Source organism: Streptomyces sp. NPDC014734 (assembly GCF_043083325.1).
Classification (GTDB): domain Bacteria; phylum Actinomycetota; class Actinomycetes; order Streptomycetales; family Streptomycetaceae; genus Streptomyces.
The window spans coordinates 359875-375385 of record NZ_JBIBYN010000001.1 but is presented as its reverse complement, the minus strand read 5'-3'; the positions used below and the strand labels follow the sequence as shown (position 1 = coordinate 375385).

The following is a 15511-nucleotide window of genomic DNA, read 5'->3' as shown; positions in this document are numbered from 1 at the left end:
CTTGTGCGGCGGGCTCGAATGCACCACGATCGGCCACGCTCGGTCCGATGACGCCCAGCCCGGCCGCCAGTCGGCGCGGTGGCTCCGTCGGGTCCCCACCGAGTGGGCCGACGGCAGTGGCGTCGGCTCCGGACAGGGGGGTTCCTGCCGTCCGGCAGGGCCTGTCCGAACCGGCCGCACGCCTGTGCGGCCAGTGGTTGTCGCTCGGGGGTGATCGCCGGCGATTCGGACGCGGTTCCCGCCTCCGCGCGCGGGCGCTCTCCTTGCCGAGGACGTAGCACTTCTCCCATCTCGGGACGGGCCCCGGGCCCGGACCGGAGATGTACGTCCGAGAAGGAGGAAATAGATGAGTTCCCAGGTTCGTGGCGGCACGAGATGGAAGCGCTTCGCTCTGGTCATGGTGCCGAGCATCGCCGCGACCGCCGCTGTCGGTGTCGGTCTCGCCCAGGGCGCCCTCGCGGCGTCGTTCAGCGTGTCCGGCCAGGACTTCAAGGTGACCGCGGACAGCCTCGTCGGTCACGACTTCGTGCAGTACGGCTCCGTGGCCACCGGTAAGAGCCTCGACGGCACCAAGGACGAGGCGCACGCCGTTGCCGTCTCCGGCTTCAGCGATGCCACGATCACCAACATGTGTCAGTCGGTGGTCACTCCGAACCTGCCGTTCGGACTCGGCACCGTCACGCTGCGGCTGACGGCGGGTACGAACCCGCAGAAGCCGGTCACCGCGACCAACCTGTACCTGGATGTCGCCGAACTCGACGCGGACGCCGAGTTCACCAACATCGACATCGGCGTGGCGGCCGGCAGCATAGGCAAGCCCGGTATCCAGGCCGGTACCAAGAAGAAGGTCAACCCGAACAGTTTCGCCCAGCGCGCGGAGGTGGCGAAGCTGACCGGCGTGAGGCAGACGGCGTGGGCGACCACGGCCGGCACCTTCAAGCTGAGCGACCTGAGCCTGCGGTTGAAGTCGGGCAACAAGCCTTGCTACTAGGGCACTTGCCCTGGGTGGCCGGAGTGCCCGCCATGGGCCTCCGGCCGCCCACCCTTTCACTTCTCACAGCAGTACCGGTTCCAGGGAGCTGTTTTCCATGAGCCCCGAGTCCACAGGGCAGAACGAGCACTACCTCCGCGCCTGGCGGCGCGGATTCCGCACCTGGCGGGGTGACCGGCCGTTCTGGGCGGGCCTGTTCACCATGATGGGTGGTCTGCCCATCGCGTACTTCCCGTACGCCAACATGCACCTCGGCAACATCACACTGGCGATGTCCACGACGGCCGGCGCGGGGTCGCTGATCATCGGGGTGCTGCTGATCACGCTCGGCCTCACGATGTGGTTCCACCACATCGTGCGGGTGTTCGCCGGTGTCGCCGCGATCCTGCTGGCGCTGATCTCCATACCGGTCGCCAATATCGGTGGCTTCCTGATCGGCTTCCTGTTCGCCCTGCTCGGCGGTGCGCTCTCCGTCTCCTGGGCTCCGGGCGAGCCCGTCGAGCCGGAGCCCGGCTTCCCGGACACCGGCGCGCGGGACGCGGCGTCCGAGGGCGCCGGCGCGAGAACGCGGGAGACCGGCCCGGACCTCCACGAGGCGGGGGTGTCCCAGGGGCAGCCTGAGCAGAACGACACGACAGTCGAGGCCGACGGCGGGAGGCATCGTGCGGGGTGACGAGAGGGAGCTGAACTCGACCGGGGAGGACGCCCGGACGAGAAACGGACCGCGTCACGCGGCCCCCAGGAAGTCGCTGCTGACGAAGCTGCACATCCCCGCGGGCAAGGCCATCGCCCTCGCCGCGATGCCGACGGCGGTCTTCGTGGGCATGGGGCTGACGCCCAAGCTGGCGCTGGCCGACGACAACGCGGACATCCCCTTCGCCCCCGGCCCCTGTGTGACCCGTTCCGACGAGCCGGGCGAGTCGCCCTCCCCGAGCGCGTCGGAGACGAAGTCCCCGTCGCCGTCCGCCACCACCGGTTCCGGCGGCAAGGACGAGGGCGAGTCGCCGAAGCCCACCACGACCCCGTCGGCCACCGGCACGGCGAAGTCCGTTACACCGGACGGGACGCCGGGCGGCGGGACAACGGACGGGGTGAAGGACGGGACGAGGGCCGCCGACTCCTCGGCCGCCTCGCCGAGCGCCACCCCCACCCCCACGAAGTCGAGGAATCCGCTCGATCCGCTGGGCGTCGGGGACGCGTTGAGGGACCTCTTCGGCATCCCCGGCAAGGAGACTGCCGAGCCGTCGCCGTCCGCGACCGCCGAGCCCCCGGAGCCGTCGCGGAGCGACTCCGCCGACCCGGCGAAGAAGCCCGCGGACACCGCGAAGAAGCCCGCGGACACCGCGAAGGAGACCGCCGACGGGACCGCGGACGCCATCCGCGAGGCCGCGCGGCAGGCCGGCGAGCCGGTCGAGGAGCTCGACGAGAGCGTCAAGGGACTCGACGCCAAGAAGGACGACGACATCCCGGACGGCGCCAAGCCGCGCTTCCCGTGCCCGACGCCCGACCCCGAGGCACTGGCCGCGGCGGACCTGGAGACGGGGGTGCCGCTGCTGCCGACCGACCCGTGGATCCTGAACAGCTCGCTGCTCACCCTCGGCGGGCTCGACTACAAGGGCATCGTCGAGGTGAAGACGTACGACGGCACCATCAAGAAGGTGCTGAAGTTCACCGCGAGCTCCGTCGACATCAAGGACCTGCACCAGACGACGGTCGGCCCCATCGGCACCACGGCCCACGTGGAGGCGCGCAAGGGCTCCACGTCCACCATCCGCCACGGCACGGTGACCATGTACACGGAGGAGCTGAAGGGGAATCTCTTCGGCCTCATCCCGGTCACGTTCAGCCCGCACAGCCCGCCGCCGCTCAACGTGCCCTTCGCCTTCTTCACCAAGGTCAAGGTGACCCAGGCCGGGCAGTTCGGCGGGACGCTCAAGGTACCCGGGCTGCACAACTACTTCACCGGCGGCACCGGCTGACCGGACCGGCCGGACCACGCACGAGGCGGTGGGCCGCACTCCTTCGGGGAGTGCGGCCCACCGCCTCGTGGTGCGTACGGTCGCGTCAGTCGCGGTCGCCGCCGCCGACGTGGTGCACCCGCACCATGTTGGTGGTGCCGGGGATGCCGGGGGGCGAGCCGGCCGTGATGATCATCGTGTCGCCCTCGTTGTAGCGGCCGAGCTTCATCAGCTCCGCGTCGACCAGGTCGACCATCGCGTCCGTGTTGTCCACGTGCGGGACGACGTGGGCCTCGACGCCCCAGCTCAGCGCGAGCTGGTTGCGGGTGGACTCGTCCGTGGTGAAGGCCAGGATGGGCTGGGCGGCGCGGTAGCGCGAGAGCCGACGGGCCGTGTCACCGGACTTGGTGAAGGCGACGAGCGCCTTGCCGTTCAGGAAGTCCGCGATCTCGCAGGCGGCGCGGGCCACCGAACCGCCCTGGGTGCGCGGCTTCTTGCCCGGCACCAGCGGCTGGAGGCCCTTGGAGAGCAGTTCGTTCTCGGCGGCGACGACGATCTTCGACATCGTCTTGACCGTCTCGATCGGGTACGCGCCCACGCTGGACTCGGCGGACAGCATGACCGCGTCCGCGCCGTCCAGGATCGCGTTGGCGACGTCGGACGCCTCGGCGCGGGTCGGGCGCGAGTTGGTGATCATCGACTCCATCATCTGGGTCGCCACGATCACCGGCTTGGCGTTCCGTCGGCAGAGCTCCACCAGGCGCTTCTGCACCATCGGGACCTTCTCCAGCGGATACTCGACGGCAAGGTCGCCGCGGGCGACCATCACACCGTCGAACGCCATGACGACGCCCTCCATGTGCTCGACCGCCTGCGGCTTCTCCACCTTGGCGATGACGGGGACCCGGCGGCCCTCCTCGTCCATCACCTTGTGGACGTCCTTGACGTCGTTCGCGTCGCGCACGAAGGAGAGCGCCACCAGGTCGCACCCCATCCGCAGCGCGAACCTCAGGTCCTCGACGTCCTTCTCGGACAGCGCCGGGACGTTGACCGCCGCGCCGGGCAGGTTGATGCCCTTGTGGTCGGAGATGACACCGCCCTCGATGACGATCGTCCGCACCCGCGGGCCCTCGATCGCGACGACCTTCAGCTCGACGTTGCCGTCGTTGATCAGGATCGGGTCGCCCTTGGCGACGTCCCCGGGCAGACCCTTGTAGGTCGTGCCGCAGATCGACTTGTCGCCGGGCACGTCCTCCGCGGTGATGGTGAACTCGTCCCCCCGGACCAGTTCGACGGGCCCCTCGGCGAACTTCGCCAGACGGATCTTGGGGCCCTGGAGGTCGGCGAGCACACCGATGGCCCGGCCGGTCTCGGCGGCGGCGCGGCGGACCCGGTCGTAACGACCCTGGTGCTCCTCGTGGCTGCCGTGACTGAAGTTGAAGCGGGCCACGCTCATGCCGGCCTCGATCAGAGCGACGAGCTGCTCGTGCGAGTCGACGGCGGGACCGAGTGTGCAGACGATTTTGGAACGGCGCATGAGGCGGATCCTATCGGTTTGTTCAGCAGCGGAATATTCCGTCTGGCGGAAGGTACAAAGGGGCGCGGGGGTGCTCAGTTGTGGCTCTGTCCGACGAGTGCGAAGGTCTGAACGGCGATCTCCAGTTCCTCGTCCGTCGGCACCACCGCGACCGCCACCCGCGCGTAGTCCGGTGAGATCAGCCGGGGTGCGCCGGACCGCACGGCGTTCAGGTCCGCGTCGACCGCCAGGCCGAATTCCTCAAGACCGGTGATCGCAGCCTCCCGCACCGGCGCCGAGTTCTCCCCGACCCCCGCCGTGAACACCACGGCATCCACCCGGCCGAGGACCGCCGAATAGGCGCCGATGTACTTCTTCAGCCGGTGCACGTAGATGTCGAAGGCCAGGGCCGCGCGTTCGTCGCCCGCCTCGACCCGGCGCCGGATCTCCCGCATGTCGTTGTCGCCGCACAGCCCGACCAGGCCGCTCCGCCTGTTCAGCAGTTCGTCGATCTCGTCCGTCGACATGCCCGCCATCCGCTTGAGGTGGAAGGTGACGGCCGGATCGATGTCGCCGGAGCGGGTGCCCATCACCAGCCCCTCCAGCGGCGTGAGCCCCATCGAGGTCTCCACGCACCGGCCGCCCGCCACCGCCGACGCCGAGGCGCCGTTGCCCAGGTGCAGCACGATGACGTTGACGTCCTCGGGAGCGCGCCCCAGCAGTTCGGCGGCCTTGCGGGAGACGTAGGCGTGCGAGGTGCCGTGGAAGCCGTAGCGCCGGATGCGGTGCGCGTCGGCAACCTCGGTGTCGATCGCGTACCGGGCCGCGTACTCCGGCATCGTGGTGTGGAACGCCGTGTCGAAGACCGCGACCTGCGGCAGGTCCGGGCGCAGCGCCCGCGCGGTACGGATGCCGAGGATGTTCGCCGGATTGTGCAGCGGGGCCACCGGGACCAGGCGTTCGATCTCCTCCAGCACCTCGTCGTCGATCACCACGGGTTCGGTGAACCGCAGCCCGCCGTGCACCACCCGGTGCCCTATCGCGGCCAGCGCGGGGGAGTCCAGCCCCAGTCCGTCGGCCGCCAGTTCCTCGGCGGCCGCCTTCAGCGCGGCCTCGTGGTCGGGGATCGGGGCGGTGCGCTCGCGGCGTTCGGCCCCTCCGCCGATCAGCGGCGTGTGCACCAGTCGGGACGTTTCCTCACCGATGCGTTCGATCAGCCCGGACGCCAGCCGGGAATGGTCGCTCATGTCCAGGAGCTGGTACTTCACCGACGAGGAGCCGGAGTTGAGGACGAGTACGCGATACGCAGCCATGCGGGAGGGGCCTTCCGCGGTCGGGTGGGACGAGCCGTGCGCGCTCGGGGCGGTCATGCGGTGAGCTCCTCGCCCTGGGCCTGGGCCTGGATCACCGTGATGGCCACGGTGTTCACGATGTCCTGCACGAGTGCGCCCCGGGACAGGTCGTTGACGGGCTTCCGCAGCCCCTGGAGGACCGGCCCGACGGCGACCGCGCCCGCCGAGCGCTGCACGGCCTTGTAGGTGTTGTTGCCGGTGTTCAGGTCCGGGAAGATCAGCACGGTGGCCCGGCCGGCCACCTCGGAGCCGGGCAGTTTCGTCGCGGCGACGCCCGGGTCCACCGCGGCGTCGTACTGGATCGGGCCCTCGATCAGGAGATCCGGCCGGCTCGCCCGGACCAGCTCCGTCGCCTCGCGCACCTTGTCCACGTCGGCGCCCGACCCGGAGCTGCCCGTCGAGTACGACAGCATCGCGATCCGCGGCTCCACACCGAACCGGGCGGCGGTGGCGGCCGACTGCACCGCGATGTCGGCGAGCTGCCTGGCGTCCGGGTCCGGGTTGACGGCGCAGTCGCCGTACACCAGGACCCGGTCGGCCAGGCACATGAAGAAGACGGACGACACGATCGACGCGTCCGCCGCCGCCCGCTCGCCGTCCGCCGCCGCGCCCTGTCCGGCCCTCCTGGTCCTGATGACCTCGAACGCGGGCCGGATCGTCGCCGCGGTGGAGTGCACCGCCCCGGACACCATCCCGTCCGCGTGCCCCTCCTCGACCATCAGGGTGCCGAAGTAGTTGACGTCCGCGACCACGTCGTACGCCAGCTCCGCCGTGACGCCGCGGTGCGCGCGCAGTCGCGCGTACCGTTCGGCGAACGCCAGGCGCAGCTCGGAGGTCTGCGGGTCGACGATCCGGGTGGCGGCGAGGTCGATGCCGAGGTCGGCGGCCTTCTTGCGGATGACGTCGGGCTCGCCGAGGAGCGTGAGATCGCAGACGTCGCGGCGCAGCAGTACGTCGGCGGCGCGCAGCACGCGTTCCTCGGAGCCCTCCGGCAGGACGATCCGGCGCCGGTCGGCGCGTGCCTGCTCCAGCAGCTCGTGCTCGAACATCATCGGGGTGATCCGGCCGCTGCGGGCCACCGAGATCCGGTCCAGCAGCGCACCGGTGTCCACGTGGCGCTCGAAGAGGCCCAGCGCGGTCTCCGCCTTGCGGGGCGTCGCCGCGTTCAACTTGCCCTCCAGGGCGAAGAGTTCCCCGGCGGTGGGGAAGGAGCCGCCGGCCACGGAGACGACCGGGGTGCCGGGTGCGAGCCGTGCGGCGAGGGTGAGTATCTCCTCGCCGGGACGTTCGTCCAGGGTCAGCAGCACCCCCGCGATGGGCGGGGTCCCGGCGCTGTGCGCGGCGAGCGAGCCGACCACCAGGTCCGCACGGTCCCCGGGCGTCACCACCAGGCAGCCAGGCGTCAGCGCCTTCAGCAGGTTCGGCAGCATCGCGCCGCCGAAGACGAAGTCGAGCGCGTCCCTGGCCAGCCCGGAATCGTCGCCGAGCAGCACCGTGCCGCCGAGCGCCGCGGTGATCTGCGCGACGGTGGGCGCGGAGAGCGTCGCGTCGTCGGGCAGCACCGAACAGGGCACGGGCAACTGCGCGGACAGCCGTTCAGCCACGGCGTCCCGGTCCGCGGCCGTCACCCGGTTCACGACCACGGCGACGACGTCGCAGCCCAGTCCGGCGTAGGCGCGGTAGGCGTTGCGGGTCTCGGCGCGCACGGACTGCGCCGTCTGGCCCCGGCCGCCGACCACCGTGATCACCGAGGCGCCGAACTCGTTGGCGAGACGGGCGTTGAGCGCCAGTTCGTCGGGCAGCTGGGTGGCGGCGAAGTCGGTACCGAGGACCAGCACCACCTCGTACGTCCGGGCCACCTCGTGGAAGCGGTCGACGAGCCGGGAGACCAGTTCGTCGGTACCCTGCTCGGCCTGGAGCGCGGACGCCTCCTCGTAGTCGAGGCCGTAGACCGACGCGGGGTCCTGGGAGAGCCGGTAGCGGGCCCGCAACAGCTCGAACAGCCGGTCGGGCCCGTCGTGGACGAGCGGCCGGAACACCCCGACCCGGTCAACCTGACGCGTCAGGAGTTCCATGACTCCCAGATCGACGACCTGTCGGCCGTCTCCCCGGTCGATCCCGGTCACGTACACGCTGCGCGTCACGTGTGCTCTCCCGTCCATATGTGCGGTTTGGGATGGCATTGCGATGTTGACGATACCCGTGGTGGCGCGGACGCCGCCCACCGGAGGAGGGGGCCGCGTCGGCGGCCGTCGGACCGTGCCCGGACCGGGGGCCGAATCGCCGCGGCGTTCGGCGAAACACCCGTGCGGGCGTCCCCGGAACGGGTGAGCCGGTGAGGTCCAGACCAGACGTGGGACAATCGTCGTGGCTCATGGTCGCGGGAGCCCCTGGTTCCACACCCGCCGCACACGGCCACAGCACCCGTGCTGCGACCGGCGGGGTTCACCGGCCCGCGACGCCCGGCACGGCACCTCGCCGCGTTGTCGCACGGCCCGCGTGCATCCGGTACGCGGGGCGTGCCCGCGACCCGCGACGCGCCGTACCGGACACCGCGGGCCACCCGGCAGACCTTGCCGGACACGGCACTAGCGAGCAGGAGATACAGCACGATGCGCATCGGAGTTCTCACCGCAGGCGGCGACTGCCCGGGCCTGAACGCAGTGATCCGGTCGGTCGTGCACCGTGCCGTGGTGGGTCACGGCGACGAGGTCATCGGCTTCGAGGACGGGTTCAAGGGGCTGCTCGACGGCCACTTCCGCCCGCTCGACCTCAACGCGGTGAGCGGCATCCTCGCCCGCGGCGGCACCATCCTCGGCTCGGCCCGGCTGGAGCGCGACCGGTTGCGCGAGGCCGCCGAGAACTGCGCCGAACTGAGTCGCCGTTACGGCATGGACGCGCTCATCCCGATCGGGGGCGAGGGCACCCTCACCGCCGCTCGGATGCTGTCGGACGCGGGCATGCCCGTCGTCGGTGTCCCCAAGACCATCGACAACGACATCTCCGCCACCGACCGCACCTTCGGATTCGACACGGCGGTGGGCGTCGCCACCGACGCCATAGACCGCCTCAAGACCACCGCCGAATCGCACCAGCGGGTCATGGTCGTCGAGGTGATGGGCCGCCACGCGGGCTGGATCGCGCTGGAGTCCGGCATGGCGGGCGGCGCGCACGGCATCTGCCTCCCCGAGCGCCGTTTCGAGGTCGACGATCTGGTCACGATGGTCGAGGAGCGCTTCGCGCGCGGCAAGAAGTTCGCGGTCATCTGCGTCGCCGAGGGCGCGCACCCGGCCGAGGGCTCCATGCCGTACGCCAAGGGCGAGATCGACCAGTACGGCCACGAACGCTTCCAGGGCATCGGCAACCGGCTCGCCATCGAACTGGAGAAGCGGCTCGGCAAGGAGGCACGGCCGGTCATCCTCGGCCACGTGCAGCGCGGCGGGACGCCGACCGCGTACGACCGGGTGCTCGCCACCCGCTTCGGCTGGCACGCGGTGGAGGCCGCGCACCGCGGCGACTTCGGCCGGATGACGGCGCTGCGCGGCACCGGCATCGAGATGGTTCCGCTCGCCGACGCCGTCACCCAGCTCAAGACGGTTCCCAAGAACCGGATGGACGAGGCCGAGTCGGTCTTCTGAACCCCCCGCGTGCTTCCCGGCACGCGGGACGGCCCGCCACCGCGCGGTGCCGTGACCTGGACATGACGCGCCCGGCGGCCCCGGCCGTCCCCCGTGGACGGCCGGGGCCGCCGTCGGCGCTCGCCCCGCCCGGCTCGCACCTCGGCCGGCGAGGTCGTGAGGCCGGCGAGCCGGTCCCGACCGTGTCGCCGACACCGGTCCGGCGGTTCAGAGCCTGTCGGGTGGCCTCTGACCGGGCGGCCACGTCCTGGCACGCGTGCCTCCGGCGTTGCCGGAACGACCGGGCAGCTCCGCCACCGGGCCCTCCCGGCGCCCTGGAACCGCACGCACCACGCCCCGTCCGCCTCCCGGCCGAAGGCCACCCGACAGGCTCTCAGCCGTCCGCCCTCACCACCCCCGCCGCCCGCCAGAAGCGTTCCAGGATCCGCGCCAGGAACGCCCGCCCCGCGTCACCCGTCGCCCCGGCCCGCTCCCCGCCCCCGCCTCCCCAGCTCAGCGTCGACACCATCAGCGCCTGGTAGTCGGCGTGCAACCGCTCCAGCACGTCCACCAGGAGCCCCCGCTCCAGCGGCACCAGCTTCGCCACCGGCCGGACCTGTGCCTGCCAGCGCGTCGTGACCGCGCCCCGCAGCAGCTCCGCCAGCTCCTCGTCACGGCCGGACACCGTCACCAATCCGGCGGGCGTCAGCTCCAGCACCTCGACGAGAGCCGCCGACTGGCGTTCGTTGCCGCGCCAGCGCCCCGACCTCTCCATGCGCAGATACGCGGAGGCCGTCAGCCCCACCAGCCGCGCCAGCTCCGTCGCGGACAGCCGCCGGGCCACCCGGTGCTCCCGCAGGGTCCGCGCGGCGGTCAGCAGTTCACCCGGCGAGCACCACAACACCCCGGCCAGCGCCGTGAGTTCGTACTCGGTCGGGACGGCGGTCCCGCGCTCCCAGGCGATCACGGTCCCGGTGTCGATCCGGAGCCCGTACTGGGCGCCGAGACCGTACGCGACATGCCCGGGCAGCATCCCCAGGGCCTCGCGGAGACGGCGCGCGGCGGTGGCGTCGAAGGGCGGGGAGTCCGGGGAGTCCGGGGACCGGGAGCCGGGGCGCGGGGAGGGGGGCACGGCCCCACCGTAGGAGCCGCCGGGCCGTGCGACCACGGTGCGTTCCGCCGATATCCCGGCTCGTAGGAACGTCCTACGCCGGCACGGGGGTCAGCGCCCCCGATCCACCCACCGGTAGTGCAGCTCCGGTCGCCCTACCTGACCGTACTGCGGGCTGCGCACCGCGCACCCGACCGTCACCAGATGCTCCAGATACCGGCGCGCGGTGATCCGCGAAATCCCGAGCCCGGCCCCGGCGGTCGCCGCCGTCAGCCCGTCGGGCGCGGCGCGCAGGGCACGGGTCACGGCCTCCAGCGTCGGGGCGCTCAACCCCTTCGGGAGCCGGGACGGCTGCGGGGCGCGCAGCGCACCGAGCGCACGGTCCACCTCGTCCTGGCCGCTCGCCTCGCCCGCCGCCGCACGGAACTCGGCGTAGCGGACCAGCCGGTCGCGCAGGGTGGCGAAGGTGAACGGCTTCAGCACGTACTGCACGACGCCGAGCGACACCCCCTCCCGGACCACTGACAGATCGCGTGCCGAGGTCACCGCGATGACGTCCGCCGCGTGCCCGGCCGCGCGCAGCGAGCGCAGCAGGTGCAGGCCGTGGCCGTCGGGCAGGTACAGGTCCAGGAGCAGCAGGTCGATCGGTGTGCGGTCCAGCGCCCGTACCGCCTCCGCGCGCGAGTGCGCGACCGCGGCCACCGCGAAGCCGGGAACACGGCCCACGTACAGCTGATGCGCGTCCGCGGCGACGGGATCGTCCTCGACGACGAGCACCCGGATCATGCGACCACCTCCCCGGCGTCGTGCCCCGCCCGGCCGCCGGCCGTCAGCGGCAGACGCACCGTGAAGCGGGCGCCGCCGTCCGGTCCCCGGTCCAGTTCCACCGTCCCGTTGTTGCGGCGCACCGCCTGCCGCACCAGGGCCAGGCCGATGCCGCGGCCCGCGCCGTGCGTCGACCAGCCGCGGTCGAAGACCTCGGAGGCGTCCACCGGGTCGATCCCCGGCCCGGTGTCGGTGACCCGCAGCAGCACCTCGTCCTCCCCGGTGAGCGCCGTGACGGTGACGCGGGCCCGGCCGGTCCGGTCCGGCGCCGCGTCCCGGGGTTCCGGCGCGCACCGCTGCTCCGGGACGGCGGCGGGGCCCGGCCCGGCGGTCGCCGCCTCCGACGCCGCGTCCACCGCGTTGTCGATCAGGTTGCCGAGGATCGTCACGAGGTCCCGGTCCGGCAGCGCCGCGGGCAGCGCACCGTCGTCGATCAGGCTGTCGTCCGTGAGCACCAGTTCCACCCCGCGTTCGTTCGCCTGCGCCGCCTTGCCCAGCAGCAGGGCCGCCAGTACCGGCTCGGCGACGGCGCCCACCACGCGGTCGGTGAGGGCCTGGGCCAGCTCCAGTTCGGCGGTCGCGAACCCGACCGCCTGCCCGGTCCGGCCCAGTTCGATCAGCGAGACGACGGTGTGCAGCCGGTTCGCCGCCTCGTGCGCCTGCGACCGCAGGGCCTGCGTGAACCCCCGCTCGGAGTCCAGCTCGCCGGAAAGCGCCTGGAGTTCGGTGTGGTCGCGCAGGGTCACGACGGTGCCGCGCCGCTCCCCGCCCACCACCGGACGGGTGTTGACCACGATCACCCGGTCCGCCGTCAGATGCAGCTCGTCGACCCGCTTCTCGGAGGCGAGCAGCGCACCGGTCAGCGGCGCCGGAAGCTCCAGATCGGCCACCCGGCGCCCGAGCGCGTCCGGCCCGAGACCGAGCAGTTCCCGGCCCGCGTCGTTGATCAGCGCGATCCTGCGCCGCCCGTCGAGCATCAGCAGCCCCTCGCGCACCGCGTGCAGGGTGGCCTGGTGGTAGTCGTGCATCCGGCTCAGCTCGGCGGCGTTCATGCCGTGCGTGTGCCGCCGCAGCCGGGCGTTGATCACGAACGTGCCGACGCCGCCGAGCGCCAGCGCCCCGCCCGCCGCCAGCCCCAGCGCCTTCAGCTGCGCCCGCACCTGGGACGAGACCCGGTCGACCGTGATGCCCGCGCTGACCAGGCCGGTGACCCTTCCGCCGTCCCGGATCGGGGTGACGACGCGGATCGAGGGCCCGAGCGTGCCCGTGTACGTCTCGGTGAACGTCTCACCGCGCAACGCCCGTGCGGTGTGCCCGAGGAACTCCTCGCCGATCCGGTCGGTGTCCGGGTGCGTCCAGCGGACGCGTTGCGGGGACATGATCGTGACGAAGGCGATCCCGGTGTCCCTGCGGACCCGCTCCGCGTACGGCTGGAGCACGGCGGACGGTTCCGGGGTGCGGACCGCCTCGCGTACGGACGGGGCGTTCGCGATGGCCAGCGCCGCCGTCCTCACCTGCCGGGCCGCGGTCTCCTCCGCCTGCTCGCGACCGGAGGCGTAGGCGAAGAACGCGCACCCCGCCACCACGGCCGCCACCAGCACCACCTGCATGGCGAAGAGCTGCCCGGCCAGGCTGCGCGGGCGGGTACGGGGGAGACGCATGGTTCCAGTCTGCCCGGCCGGAAACGCGTGAACGAAATGCACGCAACCGTGACCGCCGTCACAAGGAGCGAGATATTCACCAAGGGTTTTCCGGCCCCGTTCCGCCGGACTGCCCTTGCGCCCCCAGGGACGGGGGAGCGACCCGGACGAACCGAGGAGAGCCCCGTGACCGTGGCAGCCGCCAGGCGGGACCGCACGCACTATCTGTATCTGGCCGTGATCGCCGCCGTGGGCCTCGGCATCCTGGTGGGCTTCACGGCCCCGGGCGTCGCCGTCGAGCTCAAGCCGATCGGTACCGGCTTCGTCAACCTCATCAAGATGATGATCTCGCCGATCATCTTCTGCACGATCGTGCTGGGCGTCGGTTCGGTGCGCAAGGCGGCCAAGGTCGGCGCGGTCGGCGGACTCGCCCTCGGCTACTTCCTGGTGATGTCGACGGTCGCGCTCGCCATCGGTCTGCTCGTCGGCAACTTCCTGGAGCCCGGTCAGGGCCTGCACCTCACCGAGGCGGCCCGCACCGCCGGTGAGCAGCAGGCGGCGGGCGCGAGCGAGTCCACCGCGGACTTCCTGCTCGGCATCATCCCGACGACCATCGTCTCCGCGTTCACCCAGGGCGAAGTCCTCCAGACGCTGCTGGTCGCCCTGCTCGCGGGCTTCGCGCTCCAGGCCATGGGCGCGGCGGGCGAACCGGTCCTGCGCGGCATCGGCCACATCCAGCGTCTCGTCTTCCGCATCCTCGCCATGATCATGTGGGCGGCCCCGGTCGGCGCGTTCGGCGCGATGGCGGCCGTGGTCGGCGAGACCGGCGTCGACGCGCTGAAGTCCCTCGCGATCATCATGATCGGCTTCTACCTCACCTGCGCGATCTTCGTCTTCGTGGTGCTCGGCACGATCCTGCGGCTGGTCGCCGGGGTCAGCCTGATCGCCCTGCTGAAGTACCTGGCCCGCGAGTTCCTGCTGATCCTCTCCACCTCCTCCTCGGAGTCCGCCCTGCCGCGGCTCATCGCGAAGATGGAACACCTCGGCGTCAGCCGCCCGGTCGTCGGCATCACCGTGCCGACCGGCTACTCCTTCAACCTCGACGGCACCGCGATCTACCTCACGATGTCCTCGCTCTTCATCGCCAACGCGATGGGCGACCCGCTGAGCGCCGGCGAGCAGATCTCCCTGCTGCTCTTCATGATCGTCGCCTCGAAGGGCGCGGCCGGAGTCACCGGCGCGGGGCTCGCCACCCTCGCGGGCGGCCTCCAGTCGCACCGGCCCGGACTCGTCGACGGCGTCGGGCTCATCGTCGGCATCGACCGCTTCATGAGCGAGGCCCGCGCCCTGACCAACTTCGCGGGCAACGCGGTCGCCACCGTCCTGGTCGGCACCTGGACCAAGGAGATCGACAAGGAGCGCGTGGACCTGGTCCTCTCCGGCGCCCTCCCGTGGAACGACACGATGCTCAACCAGGACGCCGAGGACACCGAGGACGGCGACGCCACCGACGGCCTCCCGCGGCCGCGCGGCGGCGAGCAGGAGCACGCCGGGGCGAAGGCGTAGGCAGTCCGAAGACACGGCCCGGCGCACGGGGCGTGTGACGACCGGGGTGGGACAGCCGTACGACGGCTGCCCCACCCCGGTCGTCGTCTCCTTGCCTTGACGTCGGCGTGAACGTCTACCGTCGGCGACATGCGAATCGGGGAGCTGGCCGAACGGGCCGGGACGACCACGCGGACTCTGCGGTACTACGAGTCGCGCGGGCTGCTGCCCGCCCGGCGCGCCGACAACGGGTACCGCGCGTACGACGAGGACGACCTGCGCCTCGTCCAGCAGATCCGGACCCTCCAGGACTTCGGGTTCGAGCTGGAGGAGACCCGGCCGTTCGTCGAGTGCCTGCGCGCCGGACACCCGGCCGGAGACTCCTGCCCCGCCTCGCTCGCCGGGTACCGCCGCAAGCTGGGCGAGCTCGACGCGCTGATCGACCAGCTCCGGGCGGTGCGCGCCCAGGTGGGCGCGGAGCTCGCGCGGGCCGAGCTGGAGGCGGCGGCGGAGCTGCCCGGCGGACCGGAACCACGTTGTGAACTGGGAGGATGACAGATGATTCGGACAGTGGAAGGCGTGACGGAGGTCACCGAGGCCACCTTCGACGCGGAGGTGCTCGGGGCGGGGTCGCCCGTACTGGTCCAGTTCACCGCCACCTGGTGCGGCCCCTGCCGTCAGCTCGCCCCGGTGCTCGGTGAGATCGCCCGTGAGGAGGCCGGGCGCATCAGGATCGTCCAGGTCGACATCGACACCAGCCCCGGGATCGCGAGCCGCTACACGGTACTGGCGACCCCGACCCTGATGGTCTTCCGCTCCGGCGAACCCGTGAAGTCGATGGTGGGCGCCCGCCCGAAGCGCAGGCTGCTCCAGGAGATGGAGGACGTGCTGGACGCGGTGTGAGCAACCGCGTTCCCGCCCGGAACCGTCCGGGGGTCACCCGGACGGCTCCGGCC

At 71.9% G+C, this 15511-nt stretch carries 13 protein-coding genes; 7 read left to right on the top strand and 6 right to left on the bottom strand.

All coding sequences use genetic code 11. From position 1 onward, the window contains the following. Positions 1-346: 346 nt before the first annotated feature. The 3 genes from ACF1CT_RS01660 to ACF1CT_RS01650 all read left to right on the top strand — a co-directional run bounded on the left by ACF1CT_RS01660 (position 347) and on the right by ACF1CT_RS01650 (position 2970). Entirely contained in the window at positions 347-991 is a 645-nt protein-coding gene (locus ACF1CT_RS01660; protein WP_391781732.1) for a DUF6230 family protein, read from the top strand. Positions 992-1088: 97 nt separating this feature from the next. Then, positions 1089-1664, top strand: a complete 576-nt coding sequence (locus ACF1CT_RS01655; protein WP_391781731.1) for a DUF6114 domain-containing protein — start codon at positions 1089-1091, stop codon at positions 1662-1664. Further along, complete coding sequence (locus tag ACF1CT_RS01650) at positions 1654-2970, top strand: hypothetical protein (protein WP_391781730.1); 1317 nt, start codon at positions 1654-1656, stop codon at positions 2968-2970. The genes ACF1CT_RS01655 and ACF1CT_RS01650 overlap by 11 nt, the downstream gene beginning before the upstream one ends. 85 nt (positions 2971-3055) lie before the next feature. Here ACF1CT_RS01650 and pyk read toward each other — a convergent pair whose 3' ends face one another. From pyk to pta, 3 genes are all read right to left on the bottom strand, one after another. Continuing rightward, complete coding sequence (gene pyk / locus ACF1CT_RS01645) at positions 3056-4486, bottom strand: pyruvate kinase (RefSeq protein ID WP_391781729.1); 1431 nt, start codon at positions 4484-4486, stop codon at positions 3056-3058. Between the two features lie 74 nt (positions 4487-4560). Continuing rightward, a complete protein-coding gene (locus tag ACF1CT_RS01640) occupies positions 4561-5778 on the bottom strand; it encodes an acetate kinase (RefSeq protein ID WP_391782157.1) in 1218 nt (405 codons plus the stop codon). A gap of 53 nt (positions 5779-5831) precedes the next feature. Continuing rightward, positions 5832-7961, bottom strand: coding sequence for a phosphate acetyltransferase (gene pta, locus ACF1CT_RS01635; RefSeq protein ID WP_391781728.1), 2130 nt, complete (start codon positions 7959-7961; stop codon positions 5832-5834). Positions 7962-8429: 468 nt separating this feature from the next. On the opposite strand from pta, the gene ACF1CT_RS01630 reads away from it, so the two are divergent. Next, entirely contained in the window at positions 8430-9455 is a 1026-nt protein-coding gene (locus ACF1CT_RS01630; protein ID WP_391781727.1) for an ATP-dependent 6-phosphofructokinase, read from the top strand. Between the two features lie 373 nt (positions 9456-9828). Here ACF1CT_RS01630 and ACF1CT_RS01625 read toward each other — a convergent pair whose 3' ends face one another. The 3 genes from ACF1CT_RS01625 to ACF1CT_RS01615 form a co-directional block, all read right to left on the bottom strand. Beyond that, positions 9829-10467, bottom strand: a complete 639-nt coding sequence (locus ACF1CT_RS01625; protein WP_391782156.1) for a helix-turn-helix domain-containing protein — start codon at positions 10465-10467, stop codon at positions 9829-9831. A 189-nt stretch (positions 10468-10656) separates the two neighbouring features. After that, positions 10657-11331 carry a response regulator gene (locus tag ACF1CT_RS01620; RefSeq protein WP_391781726.1) on the bottom strand — a complete coding sequence of 225 codons (675 nt, stop codon included), beginning with the start codon at positions 11329-11331 and terminating at the stop codon, positions 10657-10659. Next, positions 11328-13031 (bottom strand): ATP-binding protein, encoded by a 1704-nt coding sequence (locus ACF1CT_RS01615; RefSeq protein ID WP_391781725.1) that lies wholly within the window; start codon positions 13029-13031, stop codon positions 11328-11330. The genes ACF1CT_RS01620 and ACF1CT_RS01615 overlap by 4 nt, the downstream gene beginning before the upstream one ends. Positions 13032-13196: 165 nt before the next feature. Between ACF1CT_RS01615 and ACF1CT_RS01610 the strand changes: the two genes are divergently transcribed. From ACF1CT_RS01610 to trxA, 3 genes are all read left to right on the top strand, one after another. Continuing rightward, a complete protein-coding gene (locus ACF1CT_RS01610; RefSeq protein ID WP_391781724.1) occupies positions 13197-14576 on the top strand; it encodes a cation:dicarboxylate symporter family transporter in 1380 nt (459 codons plus the stop codon). A 129-nt stretch (positions 14577-14705) separates the two neighbouring features. Then, positions 14706-15110: a MerR family transcriptional regulator gene (locus ACF1CT_RS01605; protein WP_391781723.1), complete on the top strand. Its 405-nt coding sequence runs from the start codon at positions 14706-14708 to the stop codon at positions 15108-15110. Between the two features lie 3 nt (positions 15111-15113). Then, entirely contained in the window at positions 15114-15458 is a 345-nt protein-coding gene (gene trxA, locus ACF1CT_RS01600; protein WP_391781722.1) for a thioredoxin, read from the top strand. The last annotated feature ends 53 nt before the right edge of the window (positions 15459-15511 follow it).

Coding starts and splice junctions, on each gene's coding strand:
- ACF1CT_RS01660 (WP_391781732.1), top strand. CDS start 347: ATGAGTTCCCAGGTTCGTGGCGGCACGAGATGGAAGCGCTTCGCTCTG.
- ACF1CT_RS01655 (WP_391781731.1), top strand. CDS start 1,089: ATGAGCCCCGAGTCCACAGGGCAGAACGAGCACTACCTCCGCGCCTGG.
- pyk (WP_391781729.1), bottom strand. CDS start 4,486: ATGCGCCGTTCCAAAATCGTCTGCACACTCGGTCCCGCCGTCGACTCG.
- ACF1CT_RS01640 (WP_391782157.1), bottom strand. CDS start 5,778: ATGGCTGCGTATCGCGTACTCGTCCTCAACTCCGGCTCCTCGTCGGTG.
- ACF1CT_RS01630 (WP_391781727.1), top strand. CDS start 8,430: ATGCGCATCGGAGTTCTCACCGCAGGCGGCGACTGCCCGGGCCTGAAC.
- ACF1CT_RS01625 (WP_391782156.1), bottom strand. CDS start 10,467: ATGCTGCCCGGGCATGTCGCGTACGGTCTCGGCGCCCAGTACGGGCTC.
- ACF1CT_RS01620 (WP_391781726.1), bottom strand. CDS start 11,331: ATGATCCGGGTGCTCGTCGTCGAGGACGATCCCGTCGCCGCGGACGCG.
- ACF1CT_RS01615 (WP_391781725.1), bottom strand. CDS start 13,031: ATGCGTCTCCCCCGTACCCGCCCGCGCAGCCTGGCCGGGCAGCTCTTC.
- ACF1CT_RS01605 (WP_391781723.1), top strand. CDS start 14,706: ATGCGAATCGGGGAGCTGGCCGAACGGGCCGGGACGACCACGCGGACT.
- trxA (WP_391781722.1), top strand. CDS start 15,114: ATGATTCGGACAGTGGAAGGCGTGACGGAGGTCACCGAGGCCACCTTC.